14 protein-coding genes and 1 pseudogene are annotated in these 14,717 nt (G+C 65.4%); all 15 read left to right on the forward strand.

The window, feature by feature from the left end; all coding sequences use genetic code 11:
• Positions 1–71: 71 nt before the first annotated feature.
• Positions 72–674, forward strand: coding sequence for a TetR/AcrR family transcriptional regulator (locus BST47_RS17470; RefSeq protein ID WP_234809751.1), 603 nt, complete (start codon positions 72–74; stop codon positions 672–674).
• A 30-nt stretch (positions 675–704) separates the two neighbouring features.
• Positions 705–1,175, forward strand: coding sequence for a VOC family protein (locus BST47_RS17475; protein WP_083126782.1), 471 nt, complete (start codon positions 705–707; stop codon positions 1,173–1,175).
• A gap of 192 nt (positions 1,176–1,367) precedes the next feature.
• The gene (locus tag BST47_RS17480) at positions 1,368–2,135 is read left to right on the forward strand and encodes an MlaE family ABC transporter permease (protein WP_083126783.1); all 768 of its coding nucleotides are present in this window, start codon (positions 1,368–1,370) and stop codon (positions 2,133–2,135) included.
• Between the two features lie 53 nt (positions 2,136–2,188).
• Positions 2,189–3,007 (forward strand): ABC transporter permease, encoded by an 819-nt coding sequence (locus tag BST47_RS17485; RefSeq protein ID WP_234809755.1) that lies wholly within the window; start codon positions 2,189–2,191, stop codon positions 3,005–3,007.
• A gap of 4 nt (positions 3,008–3,011) precedes the next feature.
• Positions 3,012–4,469: an MCE family protein gene (locus BST47_RS17490; RefSeq protein ID WP_083126784.1), complete on the forward strand. Its 1,458-nt coding sequence runs from the start codon at positions 3,012–3,014 to the stop codon at positions 4,467–4,469.
• Between the two features lie 46 nt (positions 4,470–4,515).
• The gene (locus BST47_RS17495) at positions 4,516–5,547 is read left to right on the forward strand and encodes a virulence factor Mce family protein (RefSeq protein WP_083126785.1); all 1,032 of its coding nucleotides are present in this window, start codon (positions 4,516–4,518) and stop codon (positions 5,545–5,547) included.
• On the forward strand, positions 5,544–6,899 hold the full coding sequence (locus BST47_RS17500; RefSeq protein WP_083126823.1) for an MCE family protein: 1,356 nt from the start codon (positions 5,544–5,546) through the stop codon (positions 6,897–6,899). Before BST47_RS17495 ends, BST47_RS17500 begins: the two co-directional genes overlap by 4 nt.
• Complete coding sequence (locus BST47_RS17505) at positions 6,896–8,218, forward strand: virulence factor Mce family protein (protein WP_083126786.1); 1,323 nt, start codon at positions 6,896–6,898, stop codon at positions 8,216–8,218. The genes BST47_RS17500 and BST47_RS17505 overlap by 4 nt, the downstream gene beginning before the upstream one ends.
• Complete coding sequence (locus BST47_RS17510; protein WP_083126787.1) at positions 8,215–9,372, forward strand: virulence factor Mce family protein; 1,158 nt, start codon at positions 8,215–8,217, stop codon at positions 9,370–9,372. The genes BST47_RS17505 and BST47_RS17510 overlap by 4 nt, the downstream gene beginning before the upstream one ends.
• Before the next feature lies 1 nt (position 9,373).
• Positions 9,374–10,822, forward strand: coding sequence for an MCE family protein (locus tag BST47_RS17515; protein ID WP_083126788.1), 1,449 nt, complete (start codon positions 9,374–9,376; stop codon positions 10,820–10,822).
• Complete coding sequence (locus tag BST47_RS17520) at positions 10,786–11,481, forward strand: Rv1363c family protein (protein ID WP_083126824.1); 696 nt, start codon at positions 10,786–10,788, stop codon at positions 11,479–11,481. The genes BST47_RS17515 and BST47_RS17520 overlap by 37 nt, the downstream gene beginning before the upstream one ends.
• The gene (locus tag BST47_RS17525; protein WP_083126789.1) at positions 11,478–12,233 is read left to right on the forward strand and encodes a hypothetical protein; all 756 of its coding nucleotides are present in this window, start codon (positions 11,478–11,480) and stop codon (positions 12,231–12,233) included. The genes BST47_RS17520 and BST47_RS17525 overlap by 4 nt, the downstream gene beginning before the upstream one ends.
• The gene (locus tag BST47_RS17530; protein ID WP_207568629.1) at positions 12,233–13,135 is read left to right on the forward strand and encodes an alpha/beta fold hydrolase; all 903 of its coding nucleotides are present in this window, start codon (positions 12,233–12,235) and stop codon (positions 13,133–13,135) included. Before BST47_RS17525 ends, BST47_RS17530 begins: the two co-directional genes overlap by 1 nt.
• A 3-nt stretch (positions 13,136–13,138) precedes the next feature.
• Positions 13,139–14,398 (forward strand): WS/DGAT domain-containing protein, encoded by a 1,260-nt coding sequence (locus BST47_RS17535; RefSeq protein ID WP_083126791.1) that lies wholly within the window; start codon positions 13,139–13,141, stop codon positions 14,396–14,398.
• Positions 14,399–14,443: 45 nt separating this feature from the next.
• Positions 14,444–14,560: pseudogene (locus BST47_RS17540) on the forward strand (DivIVA domain-containing protein); the annotation flags it as partial.
• Between the last annotated feature and the right edge of the window lie 157 nt (positions 14,561–14,717).

The raw sequence follows: 14,717 nt of genomic DNA on the forward strand, positions 1-14,717 counted from the left end.
TCACGTTACCGAGGAAGAATTTGCGCGTGACTTCGGCCCGGCTGGCGAACGGCGTCCCTATGATTTGCGACGTGCAGCCAGAGACTGCCGAGGATGATGACCGTGGTTGCATCATCGATGCCGCCTATACCTGCCTGTCAGAGCCCCATTCCGGCGCGATCCCGGTCGCGGCGATCCTGCAGCGTGCGGGAGTGTCTACGCGGGCGTTCTACCGCCATTTCGAGTCCAAGGACGAACTGTTCCTGGCGATGCTGCGTCAGGAAACCGACTTGTTGGCTGAGCGCCTGGACCGCATCTGCGCCGAGGTACCGGGTGGTCCGGTCGATCAGCTCAAAGCCTGGATCTCCGGCATGTTCGGATTGATTCACGACGACCGGACCCGAAAGCATTTCACGGTCATCGATTCGGACGAAGTGCGCGCCGCCAAGGGATACCGGGAGACGCGCGAGAAGGCCCACGCCGATCGCGAGCGCTCGCTGGTCGGGATCCTGCGTCGCGGCCGCGACGACGGCACATTTCCGCTGGCCCATCCCGAAGAAGATGCGATCGCGATCGGTGCACTGATCAGCAGGGTGCTGCTTTCCCAGCACTACCAGGACGGAGACGGTATCCAGCGGGCGCAGAACCGGGTCCTGGATTTCGCGTTACGCGCCCTGGGCGCCAAATCGCGATGAGTTTCGGTCGCCCTGGAAGTCCGTTCTGGCATGCCTTCCATTACGCCAAGCCTGTGGTTCGACAACAATCTCGAGGAAGCCGCGGCGTTCTATACCGCGATCTTCCCCAACTCCTCGATCGAGGGGTTCGAGCGCTACACCGACGCCGGACCGGGTACGCCCGGTGAGGTGGCGTGGGGCAATTTCTCGCTGGACGGCCAACGGTTCATCGGCATCAACGGTGGTCCGCAGTTCCCGTTTTCCGAGGCGGTGTCTTTCGAAATCCGCTGCAAGGACCAGGCGGAGGTCGACTATTACTGGGAGCGGTTGCTCGACGGGGGCGAGGAGTCGCAGTGCGGCTGGCTCAAGGATCGATTCGGCCTGAGCTGGCAGGTTGTGCCCGACCGGCTGTATGAACTGCTTGCCGACCCCGACCCCGCACGCGCCGCTGCGGCGAACAAGGCGATGCTCGGAATGCGCAAGATCATCATCGCCGAATTGGAAGAAGCTGTCCGTTTTTGACGGTTACGGCATCTAATTAGCGTCCCGGAAGTAGCCTTTCGTATGCCTTTCGGGCGGAGACCACGCCGCAGCCACGGTCCTATCGCGCGTCCTGGAACCCGTGATGTTACGGTCACCGGCGTCCCATCGCGGTGCCCAGCTTCACAGCACTTCTGGGGGCAGGGGATCTGTTCAGGCGGAAGGAAGTAGCAGGTGGTCGCTTCCGACGTCCTCGTCAAGCCGGTCCGCGCAGTCGGCGGTTTCTACGGGATGGCGCTCGACACGTTCGTCGCCATGGTCAGGCCGCCGTTCGCATGGCGCGAATTCATCACCCAGGCGTGGTTCGTCGCGCGGGTGTCGATCGTGCCGACCTTGATGTTGACGATCCCCTACACCGTGCTGCTGACGTTCACCTTCAACATTCTGCTCAGGGAGTTCGGTGCGGCCGACTTCTCCGGAACCGGTGCCGCGCTCGGTACGGTGCGGCAGATCGGTCCGATCGTGACGGTGCTGGTTGTCGCGGGCGCCGGTGCCACGGCCATGTGCGCCGACCTCGGCGCCAGGACCATTCGTGAGGAACTCGACGCGCTGCGAGTGATGGGCGTCGATCCGATCCAGGCCCTCGTGGTGCCCCGCGTGCTGGCCGCGACCCTGGTATCGCTGGCACTGTCCGCGACGGTGATCCTCGTCGGACTCGCGGGCGCCTACTTCTTCTGTATCTACATCCAGAACGTGTCACCCGGTGCGTTCGCGGCCGGGCTCACCCTGATCATCGGCGCGCTCGACGTTACGATCGCGCTGGTCAAGGCGGCGTTGTTCGGGCTCTCGGCAGGTCTGATTGCCTGCTACAAAGGCATCTCCGTCGGCGGCGGCCCGGCAGGCGTCGGCAACGCGGTCAACGAGACCGTCGTCTTCACGTTCATGGCGCTGTTCGCGATCAACGTCGTCGCGACCGCGGTGGCAGTGCGGGTGACGATGTGAGTAGCGCACCTTTGGAGCGGACCCGCCGGCCGATCGACCGGCGGTTCCCACGCTTGGCGAAGCGGCTCGACGGTTATACCGCAGCCTGGAATCACGTTGGCACGCAGACGAAGTTCTACGGCAAGACGCTGCGCAGCATCCCGTACGTGTTCACGAACTACCGGATCGAACTGATGCGCATCATCGCTCAGATGGGCCTGGGCACAGGCGCTCTGGTGGTGATCGGCGGAACGGTCGCGATCGTCGGCTTTCTCACGGTGACCACCGGCGCCCTGGTGGCGGTGCAGGGCTATACCGACTTCTCCGAGATCGGCGTCGAGGCGTTGACGGGGTTCGCGTCGGCGTTCTTCAATGTTCGCCTCATCGCGCCGGCGACCACGGCGATCGCACTGGCGGCCACCATCGGCGCCGGCGCCACGGCGCAACTGGGCGCCATGCGGATCAACGAGGAGATCGACGCGCTCGAGGTGATGGGCATCCGCAGCATCGCGTACCTCGCGTCCACCCGCGTTATGGCGGGCCTCGTCGTCGTGATCCCGCTGTACTGCGTCGGCGTGCTCGCGTCGTTCTGGGCCGCACGATTCGGCACCACCGTGATCTACGGCCAGTCGACCGGTGTGTATGACCACTACTTTTACACATTCCTAAATCCCACGGACCTGGTGTGGTCGTTCGTTCAGAGCATCGCGATGGCCGTGGTGATCATGCTGATTCACACCTATTACGGCTTCTCGGCAAGCGGCGGACCGGCGGGCGTGGGGGAGGCTGTGGGACGTGCGGTGCGGACCTCGCTGATCGTCGCGGCCTTCGTCGTGATGATGATCTCGCTCGCGGTGTACGGGCAAACCGGCAACTTCAATCTGGCTGGATGACGCGATGGCTGACGCGAGGGACGACGAGGGGCTGCACCCGGGTTGGTGGACGCTGTTCCTGGTTCTGTTGGTGATCGGCGCCATCTGGCTGACGGCGGCGTTGTTCACGGGCTCGCTGGAGAAGTTCGTGCCGGTCACGCTGACGTCCGAGCGGTCCGGTCTGGTGATGGAAACCGACGCCAAGGTCAAGCTGCGTGGCGTTCAGGTCGGGCGGGTCGCTGCAATCGAGGGCGGCAGCGAACCGGTCAAGCTCAAGCTCGAGATCTACCCGGATCAACTCCAGTACATCCCGGCCAACGTCGAGGCGCAGATCCGCGCCACCACGGTGTTCGGCGCCAAGTTCGTCGACCTCGTCTATCCGAGCGATCCCAGCTCGGAACGGCTGAGGGCCGGCCAGGTGCTGGTGTCGCGCAACGTCAGCGTCGAGGTCAACACGGTGTTCGAGAACGTCGTCGGCGTGCTCGACCAGATCGACCCGGCCAAGCTCAACAGCGTGCTGTCGGCGCTCGCCGAAGGTGTCCGCGGCAAGGGCGAGCGGATCGGAGAGGCGACCACCGACGCCAATCAGGTCCTTCTCGCGCTGAACCCGCGCAGCGAGACCATCCGCGCTGACTGGCAGTCGCTCAAGAACTTCAGCGACACCTATAGCGTTGCGGCACAAGACATTCTCGCGACGCTCAACGCGGCAAGCACCACCAGCGAGACCATCGTCAGGCGTGCGGACGCCCTGGATGCGTTGCTGCTCAGCACAATCGGGCTCTCCAACAGTGGCATCGCGCTGCTCGCGCCGAGTCAGGCGAATCTGATCAGGGCCATCAACGTGCTCGAGCCGACGACCAACCTGCTGTCCAAGTACGACCCGTCCTACACCTGCTTGCTGTTGGGCGCCAAGCATCTACTGGACCACGGCGGGTACGAAGCGCCGGGCGGCAACGGGCGATCGATCGTCCTCGACGCCGGCCTGGCCCTCGGGGATGACCCGTACAGCTTCCCGCGGCACCTGCCGATCGTCGGTGCCAAGGGCGGTCCAGGTGGCAAGCCGGGTTGCGGGTCACTGCCGGACGTCAAGGAGAACTGGCCCGTCCGCCAGCTCGTGACGAACACCGGCTTCGGAACCGGCGTCGACTGGCGACCCAACCCCGGCATCGGTTTCCCCGGCTACGTCAACTACCTGCCGACCACCCGTGCGGTGCCCGAGCCGCCGAGTATCCGAAACCTGTTCGGCGGCCCCGCGATCGGGCCGGTCCCGTATCCGGGTGCCCCGGCATACGGCGCGCCGCTGTACGCGCCGGACGGAACGCCGCTGTGGCCGGGTCTGCCGCCGGCCCCGCCACCGGGAGCGCCGAAGGATCCGGGTCCGCGGCCGGGGTCGGAGCCCTTCGTGGTGCAGGCGCCCGCGTTCCAGCAGCCGACACCGTTGCCGCCGGTTCCGTTGCCGCACTTCGCGGCACCAGGACCGTGACCCCCCGACACTTCGACCGACACTTCGACCGGAAAGGAATGCCGCAGTGACCGCCAACTGGAAAAGCGCAGCCGTGCGTCTCGGCGTCTTCCTGGCCGTGTGTCTGCTCGGGGTGTTCGCGCTGTACGCGGTGTTCGGGCAGTTGCGCTTCGGAGAGAAGGCCAACACATACAAGGCCGAGTTCCTGAACGTGACCGGCCTGGAGAAGAACGACTTCGTCCGCATCGCGGGCGTGGAGGTCGGCAAGGTCGAGAACATCTCGATCCAGGGGGACACGACCGCACTCGTCGAGTTCACCGCCGACGATTCGGTCGTGCTCACCGACGGCAACCGGGCGGTCATCCGGTACGACGACCTCATCGGTGGCCGTTACCTGTCGGTGGTGGAGGGTGCGGGTGGCACCACGAAAGTCAAGCCGGGGGAAACGATTCCGCTGGCCCGCACATCGCCCGCACTGGATCTCGATGCGTTGATCGGTGGCTTCCGGCCGCTTTTCTCGGCGTTGGACCCCGACCAGGTGAATGCCTTGTCCGGACAGCTGATTGCGGCGTTCGAGGGCCAGGGCGCGACGATCGGCTCATTCCTGACGCAGACCGCGGCATTGACCAACACCCTGGCCGACCGGGATCAGTTGATCGGAGAGGTCATCGTCAACCTGAACATCGTGCTCGGGTCGCTCGGCGGCCAAAGTGACCAGTTCGCAAAGGCGGTCGACTCGCTTTCGGAGCTGGTGCAGGGACTCGCGGAGCGCAGGACCGATATCGCCAACGGTGTTGCGTATGCGAACGCCGCAGCAGGTAGTGTCGCGGATCTGCTGTCGCAGGCACGTCCGCCGTTCGCGAAGACCATCCAGGAAACGGACCGGGCGGCAGGCATCGTGGTGGCCGACATCGACTACTTCGACAACCTGATCAACACCCTCCCCGACGCCTATCAGGCGTTGAGCCGGCAGGGCATCTACGGTGACTTCTTCTCGTTCTATCTGTGCGACATCGTCCTCAAGCTCAACGGCAAGGGTGGCCAGCCGGTCTACGTGAAGATCGCCGGACAGCAGACGGGGAGGTGCGCGCCGCGATGAAGCCGTTCTCTGAACGTAGTCCGCTCGTCATGGGGGCCATCGGCCTCGGCCTGACCGCCGCGATCGTGCTCGTCGCGCTGCAATACGACAAGATCCCGTTCATCAACCAGACGAAGGAGTACTCGGCGTACTTCGACGAGGCCGGCGGACTGACAACCGGTGCGGGCGTGCAGGTTTCGGGCTTCCAGGTGGGCCAGGTCCGGTCGATCGACCTGGATGGGCCGCAGGTTCTGGTCAAGTTCACCATCGACGACGACATCGCGCTCGGGGACCGCACCGAGGCCGCGATCAAGACCAAGGGTCTGCTGGGCGCGAAGATCCTCGAGGTCATGTCGCGCGGCGACGGCCGCCAGGAGGGCACGATTCCGCGTGACCGCACGACGTCGCCGTACCAGCTGCCCGACGCGCTGGGTGAGCTCGCGACGACCATCAGCGGTCTGGACACCACTCAGCTTTCCGATTCCCTGCGGGTGGTTGCGGATACGTTCTCCGAGACCCCGCCCCAGCTTCGGGTCGCGGTCGAGGGCGTTGCCCGGTTCTCCGAGACCCTCAACGAACGCGACGCGGAGCTGCGGGAACTGCTCACCAACGCCAACAAGTCGACGGCGGTGCTGGCCGAGCGCAGCGACCAGGTTGTCAGCCTGATTGCCGACACCAATGCGCTTCTGGCGGAGCTGCAGAACCAGAGCGCCGCAATCGACCAGATCTCGGGCAGCATCTCGGCGTTGAGCCAGCAGTTGGAGGGTTTCATCTCCGAGAACCGCGACACGATGAGGCCCGCGATCGACAAGCTCAACGGCGTGCTGACGGTCCTCGACAACCGCAAGGAGCGGCTGCAGAAGGGGCTGAAACTGCTGACCGGCTATGCGATGTCGCTCGGTGAGTCGGTCTCGTCGGGGCCGTTCTTCAAGAACTACATCGCCAACCTGCTGCCCGGCCAGTTCCTGCAGCCGTTCATCGACGTGGCGTTCTCCGACCTCGGTCTGGATCCCAACGTGCTGTTGCCGTCCGAGCGCACCGACCCGCAGATCGGCACACCCGCGGTCCCGGCGATGCCGGTGCCGTACCCACGTACCGGCCAGGGCGGGGATCCGAATCTTCAGCTGCCCGATGCCATCACGGGCAATCCGGGTGATCAAGGGTGTGGTCCGCCAGGGCTGCCGCTGCCCGGCCCGACCGGCTGCTACCCCTACCGCCCGCCGCTTCCCGCACCGCCGCCAGGGGGACCGCCGCCGGGACCGCCCGCGGAGGCGCCGGCGGGGCTGGGGTCCATCCCGGTGCCGACGCCGAGCCCGGTGATGGTTCCCGCACCCGGTGAGGCGCCGCCGCTGACCGGGGAGGCGGGCCAGTGAACCGTATTCGCAAGAGCTGGGTGGCCCTAGCGCTGGTCGTGCTGCTGGTCGCGGGTGTGGTCGCGCTACTGCGCACCAGCGACACCATCAACCGCACGAATGTCGTTGCGTACTTCGAGAACAGCAACGGCATCTACGAGGGTGACGACGTGCGGATACTCGGGGTGAACGTCGGCTCGATCAGCAAGATCGAGCCTGAGCCCGACCGCGTCAAGATCTCCTTCTGGTACAACAGCAAGTACAAGGTGCCCGCGGACGCCAACGCCGCGGTCCTGTCGCCGACGCTGGTGACCTCGCGCGCGATCCAGCTGACGCCGGTGTACACGGGCGGGCCCACGATGGCCGACAACACGGTGATTCCGCGTGAGCGCACGGTGGTGCCGGTCGAATGGGACACGTTGCGTTCTCAGCTCGAACGACTGGCCCAGGAGCTGCAGCCCACGGAGCCCGGCGGGGTGAGCCCGCTCGGCTCGGTGATCAACACCGCCGCCGACAACCTGCGTGGCCAGGGTGCGAACATCCGCGACACGGTGATCAAGCTGTCGCAAGCCTTTTCGGCTCTCGGCGACAAGAGCACCGACATCTTCTCTACCATCAAGAACCTGTCGATCCTGGTGTCGGCGCTGCAGGACAGCACGAACCTGATGCGTCAGCTCAACCAGAACCTGGCGTCGGTCACCGGCCTGCTTGCCGACAACCCCAATGAGGTTGCCGACGCCGTAAGGGATTTCAACGCCGTCATCGGTGACGTCCAGACGTTCGTCGCGGACAACCGAGAATCCCTGGGCACCACATCGGACAAGCTGGCCGGAGTGACCCAGGCGCTGAACGACAGCCTTGACGACGTCAAACAGTTCCTGCACGTGGCGCCCAATTCATTCCAGAACTACGTCAACGTGTATCAACCGGCGCAGGGTGGCGCGAGCGCGATCCTCGCGGTCAACAACTTCGCCAACCCGATCAGCTTCCTGTGCGGCGCGGTGCAGGCGGCCTCGCGGCTGAATGCCGAGCAGTCGGCGAAGCTGTGTGTGCAGTATCTGGCGCCGATCATCAAGAACCGTCAGTACAACTTCCCGCCGATCGGCCAGAACCTCTTCATCGGTGCGCAGGCGCGGCCGAACGAGATCACCTACAGCGAGGAGTGGATGCGGCCCAACTACATTCCGCCGCAACCGCCCGCTGCGCCGTCGCCGTCGCCGGACGGCGCTGCGCCGCCCCCGCCGCCGGGACCCCCGCTTCCTGCCGAGGCCGTCGTGGCCACGAACCCAATTGACGGTCTGCAGGGCATGATGGTGCCGCATGGAACGGGGCCACGATGACGACGCGACGAATTCGATTGCGCACCAGCGCGGTACTGCTGGCCGTCGCCGCTGTGGTTTCCGGTTGCGGTGATTGGCAGGGACTGAACTCGATTCCGCTGCCGGGGGTGCAGGGCCGCGGGCCCGGCGCGTTCACCATTCAGGCGCAGATGCCCGACGTCGACAACATCGAGCCGAATTCCCGGGTCCGGGTCGCAGATGTGACGGTCGGCAACGTGACCAAGATCGAGCGGCAGGGTTGGAACGCCCTGGTCACGATGGAGCTCAACGAGAATGTCCAGCTGCCCGCCAACGCCACGGCCAAGCTGGGGCAGACCAGCCTGTTGGGTTCGCTGCACATCGAACTCGCGCCCCCGACCGATGTGGCGCCGGAGGGCAGGCTGCGCGAAGGTTCGCTGATTCCGCTGAAGTCGGCGAGCAATTACCCGAGCACCGAGCAGACGCTGGCGTCGGTCGCGCTGTTGCTCAATGGTGGTGGGATCGGGCATGTTCAGGACATCACCGAGGCGTTCAGCACCGCGTGGACGGGCCGCGAAGCCGACCTGCGCAGTCTCATCGAGCAGCTCGACATCTTCATCGGCTACGTGAACGACCAAAAGGGCGACATCATCGCCGCCAACGAGGGCATCAACAATCTGGTCGGCCAGATCGCCGAGCAGAAGCCGGTGGTGGACAGGGCATTGCGCACGATCCCCGATGCGCTCGAGGTGCTGAAGGATCAACGGGACAACCTTTCCGAGGCGCTCGTACAGCTGGGCAGGTTCAGCGCGCTGGCCGCCGATTCGGTCGACCAGACCAAGGAAGCGCTCGTCCAGGAGCTCAGGGACCTGGGGCCGACGCTGGAACAGCTTGCCAATGCGGGTCCGGCGCTGACGCGGGCACTGAGCTTCCTGCCGACGTTCCCGTTCCCGAAAGAGACGCTGACCAACTGGATCCGGGGCGACTACGCGAACCTGTCGTTGATCGTGGACATGACGCTCAGCCGCATCGACCAAGGTTTCTTCACCGGAACGCGATTCGAGTGCAACCTGACGTGGATGGAGTTGTTCTGGGGCCGCACGGTCGGTCAGATGCCCAGCCCCTGTAACCACAACGTTCCGCCCCCTGGCGGCAACCCGTTGCTCGAGGCGTATCGCTGGGATCAGGGGCCGTGACATGCGACTGACTCGACAGATCGTCATTCAGCTGATGATCTTCAGCGTGCTGGCCGTGGTGGCACTGGGCATCATGGTCATCTCGTACATGCGCCTGCCCGCGCTCATGGGCATCGGGGAGTATCGCGTCACCCTGGAACTGCCGGAAGCCGGTGGGCTGTATACGCGCGGGAACGTCACCTACCGCGGAACTCAGGTCGGCATCGTGAAGAGTGTCAAACTCACCGATAACGGTGTCGCGGCAGATCTTTCGCTTGATTCCGACGTGCCGATCCCCGCCGACCTCGAGGCCGAGGTACACAGCGTGTCCGCGGTGGGTGAGTTGTACGTTCAGTTGATTCCGCGCAGCGGCGACGGCCCGATACTCCGGGACGGCGATGTCATCCCGCAGGATCGCGCGCGGGTCCCCATCGATGTGAACACTGTCCTGGATGCCACCAACCGCGGTCTTGCCGCGATTCCGCGCGACAACCTGCGCACCGCAGTCGATGAGGCGTACACGGCGTTCGGCGGCCTCGGACCCGAGCTGTCCCGATTGGTCGACGGCGGGACAAACCTGGCCATCGACGCGCGCGAGAACCTCGACCCGTTGACGACTCTGATCGATCAGTCGCAACCGATCCTCGATTCCCAGACCGACACCGGCGGCGAGATTCAGGCGTGGGCGTCGAACCTCGCGTCGGTCACCGAACAGCTGCAGTCACAGGACCCCGCGGTGGCAGGCATTCTCGAGAAGGGGCCCGGCGCAGCCGAAGAGGTGCGCGCGCTGTTCGACCGATTGCAGCCCACGCTGCCGATCGTGTTGGCCAACCTGGCGAACATCGGCGAGGTCGCCGTCGCGTATCAACCGAGCCTCGAGCAGTTGTTGGTGCTGTTCCCGCAGGGCACCGCGACGACTCAGGCGATCGGCGTCGCCAAGGCGAACACCAAGCAGGACTACATGGGCGACTATCTGACGCTGAACCTCAACTTGAACCTGCCGCCGCCGTGCACCACCGGATTCCTGCCGACCCAGCAGCAGCGGGTGCCCGCCCTGCAGGACTATCCGGACCGGCCCGCCGGCGACGTGTACTGCCGCATCCCGCAGGACGCTCCGTTCAACGTGCGCGGTGCGCGCAACCTGCCGTGTGTCACGGTGCCGGGCAAACGCGCACCCACGGTGAAGATGTGCGAGAGCGGGGAGACCTACGTTCCGCTCAACGACGGCTACAACTGGAAGGGCGACCCCAACGCGACCCTGTCCGGTCAGCCGATTCCCCAGCTGCCTCCCGGAGAAGTAGCTCCTCCGCCGGCTCCGGCGCCGCCGCCGATCGCGGCCGCTGAATATGATCCGGCAACAGGCACGTATGTTGGTCCGGACGGACGTGTGTACACGCAGTCCAACCTGGCCCGAAGCGCCGCAGAGGAGCAAACATGGCAGACGATGCTGATGCCCCCGAGGGGGAACTGACCAAGAGCGCGGCGTCCGAGGAGGAATCCGGCGCCGTCGAGCCAGAGTCAGCCGCTGAGGAGGACAGCACCGCATCGTCGGGTGACAAGCCATCGCCGGATGACGAGGACGCGGCGTCCTACGACGAAGAGGCAGCGGCTGCGACTGCTTCAGACGTGAAGTCCCCGAAGGCGCCGATGTCGTCTGTTCGGCTCGCGACGATCGCAGGACTCGTCGTGGTGGTTCTGCTCGCCGGGCTGGCCGGCTGGACGGGCTACCGCGGTTACCAGGCGTATCAGGGCGAGAAGGAACGGCAACTCTTCCTGCAAGTAGGGAGGCAGGGTGCGATCAATCTGACCACGATCGACTGGCAGAACGCCGAGGCCGACGTGCAACGCGTGCTCGATTCGGCGACCGGAACGTTCTACGACGATTTCCAGAACCGCTCGGCCCCGTTTGTACAGGTGGTGAAGCAGGCGCAGTCGAAGTCGGTCGGGACGATCGCCGAGGCGGGGCTCGAGTCGGCATCCGACAACGAGGCGCAGGTGCTTGTCGCGGTGACCGTCACCACCTCGAATGTTGGTGCGCCCGAGCAAGAGCCGCGTGCGTGGCGGATGCGGCTGACGGTTCAAAAGGTAGGTGACGACGCAAAGGTGTCCAACGTGGAGTTCGTGCCGTGAGCAGCAGACACCGGATGCCGGCGGGAAGCGGCAAAGAATCCGTCGAGAAACCTGAACAGCCCACGGAGGACACGGCTGTCGCCGAGGTAACCGACGCCGAGACAACGGATGCCGAGGTAACCGACGCCGAGACAACGGATGCCGAGGTTACCGACACGGAGTCGTCGGCAACAGAGGCAACGGACGCCGCCGAGGAGTCAACGGAATCCGCAGACCCCCCCGCGGCCACGAAGAAGAAGACCAATTGGGCACGCGTTTTCGCATTCGGCGTGCTCCCGGCGATTGCCCTGTTGCTCGCGCTGGCAGCAGGGTACGCGCGGTGGGAGCTCAACACCAGCGAATACGGTGCCGTACCACCGGCTGCGTCGGAGCAGAATCCTTCTCCGGCATTCGATTCGGTGAATGCGGCCAAGGACAGCACCATCAAGATGCTGTCGTACAAGCCGGATACCGTCGAGCAGCAACTCAACGACGCTCGCGATCTGTTGACGGGTGAGTTCCGGGATTCGTACACGTCGCTGATCAACGATGTGGTGATCCCGGGGGCGACGCAGAAGCAGATTTCGGCCGTCGCGTCTGTTCCGGCCGCTGCGTCGGTGTCGGCCGATCCGACCCATGCCGTGGTGCTGGTCTTCGTCAACCAAACGGTGGTCGTCGGCCAGGAGCTTCCGACCGACACCGCATCCAGCGTGCGGGTGACACTGGACAAGGTCGATGGCCGCTGGCTGATATCGGAGTTCGAACCCGTCTGATGCTCGAACCCGAGACGATCGACGTCGCGACGCCTGTGGTGCAGCTGCGTGTGCTGTCGTGGGGTCCTGAGGGCGCGCCGATCGCGTTGTGTCTGCATGGTTTTCCCGACACCGCGCATGGCTGGCGCAAGGTGGCGCCATTGCTGGTCAATGCGGGATGGCGGGTGATCGCCCCGTTCAATCGTGGCTATGCACCGTCGTCGCTGCCCTCCGACGGCAGCTTTCACATCGGTGCACTGATGGACGACGCGCTGCGGGTGCTCGACGCGGTCGGGCCGACGGGCCGCGATGTGATCGTTGGACACGACTGGGGCGCCATGGCCGGCGCGGGGTTGGCCGCAATGCCGGACAGTCCGTTCAAGAAGGCCGTGATCATGTCGGTGCCTCCGAGCGCGTCGTTTCGGCCGCCCGGCGGCGGGAGGGTGTCCGACGCCGGCCGACTCGTCGCGACGTTACCGGCGCAGCTGCTGAAGAGCTGGTACATCCTGTTCTTCCAGTTACCTTGGCTACCAGAACGTTCCACCAAATGGATCGTGCCGCGGCTGTGGCGGAAGTGGTCGCCCGGATATCGAGCCGACGAGGACGTGCGGCACGTCGACGCGGCCATCGGCGCTCCCGATCGTTGGCGCGCTGCACTGGGCTACTACCGCGCAGTCATACGCAATACCAAAGTGCCGCCCCAGTACGCCGAGCTGCACCAGCACTGGCTTGAAGCGCCGAAGATTCCCACACTTTATCTGCACGGCCGCGACGATGGTTGTGCCACACCCGATTACGCGCAGTGGGTTGAGAAGATCCTGCCGGACGGCAGTGAGGTGGTGATCGTCGAGAACGGCGGACATTTCCTCCAGCTCGATCAGCCTGACGTGGTCGCGAAGCAGATTCTCGACTTCGTCGGCTAGTCGATGACGGTCCGTCGACTGTCCGCTGTGGACGCGCAGACGTATTGGATGTCGGCGAAGATCCCGAATGACACGGTTCTGTTGTACGGATTCGATGGCGTGCCTGCCGATTTGGACGCGGCGATCGAAGAGATCGCCCAGCGCGCCCGCCGTTGTCCCGATCTGACGGTCCGTGTCGAGGACGGCGGACGCTTCAGCTACCCGGCGTGGGTGCATCACGAGGTCGACCGAACGCAGTTTGTGGTGCACGACATGGGGGACTGCAGCTTTCAAGCCTGTCTGGACGAGGCGCGCGTTCTGACGGCCGAGCGATTGGATGCGCGGGTGGCAGCGTGGCGCATGCATGTCTTCGCCGGCATCGAGGGTGTGCCGGGGGCGGCGGGCCCGGGTACGGTTGCGGTGCTACACATCTCGCACGCGCTCGGCGGCGGCGGACGAACGTCGGCGCCTGCGGCGATCATCTTCGGCCGACGCGATGGCGTCGTGCCGGGGATCGATGCTGCACGCACCGGGCCTCTGCTGCTACCGCTCGCGGGATTTCGCGCGGCCCGTGCGCACCGCCAGTTGGTCGAAGACACCAAAGCGGGAAGGGTTCCGGCGCCGGCAGATCTGCGACCGGCGCTGCGGACCAACGATCGGCCTGTGGGATCGCGGTACTTGCGGACCCTGGCGCGGCGGCGTGCGGATCTGAACGGCCCGACGGTGACGGTCGCGGCGCTGTCTGCGGTGTCGGTGGCGCTAGCCGCGCAGTTGCGGAGCCTGGGTGAGGACCCGTCGTTCCTGGGAGCTGAGGTGCCGATGGTGAAGCCGCCACCGCGGTTGGCGTACAACCACTTCGGGAACGTGGGAGTGGGTTTGTACCCTGGGCTGGCCGAGCCGGAGCGCGGTGTGCGCATCGCCGCCGATCTCGAGGCGCGCCGTCGCCGAGCGGCGCACCCGGCCATACGGATGGCAGACCGCGCGTTCTCCGCGACGCCGGCGCCGCTGTTGCGTTGGGGCATGGATCGATTCGATCCCGGTGTCCGTGTCTCGAACGTCACGGGTAACACCGTGGTGTCCAGCGTGAATTGCGGCGCGATGGATCTCCATTTCGGTGGCGCACCGGTCACTGTGGCGTGCGCGTTCCCCGGCCTGTCACCGATGATGGGGCTGACGCATGCCGTGTGCGGCGTCGGCGACACGATCTCCCTGAGCGTGCACGCGGCCGAGTCGGCGATCGGCGACATCGACGCCTACGTCGAAAGATTGGACGCTGCGCTCTGACGCTGAGTGCTATGCGACCACGGGCGGGTGTCGCAGGACGATCGCCTGACCCCGGAACAGGTCCACGCTGTCGCGTTCTCCAAACCGCCCATTGGTAAGCGGGGGTACAACGAGGACGAGGTCGATGCGTTCGTGGAGCGCATCAGAATCGAACTGTCCCGCCGCTGATCGGCTCAGAACGGTGCTGGGTCTTCGTGGCTTGGCGGCGGTGGCCGGGTGGGGAAATAGCCGTCGGCTTCGGCGTGGATGAGGGTTTGGTTGTGTCGGCGTTCGTCGTTGATGGCTTGGGTGCGGTTCTGTGCGCGGGTGGTGGTGCGTC

It is taken from the genome of Mycolicibacterium tusciae, assembly GCF_002086795.1.
GTDB classification, from domain to species: domain Bacteria; phylum Actinomycetota; class Actinomycetes; order Mycobacteriales; family Mycobacteriaceae; genus Mycobacterium; species Mycobacterium tusciae.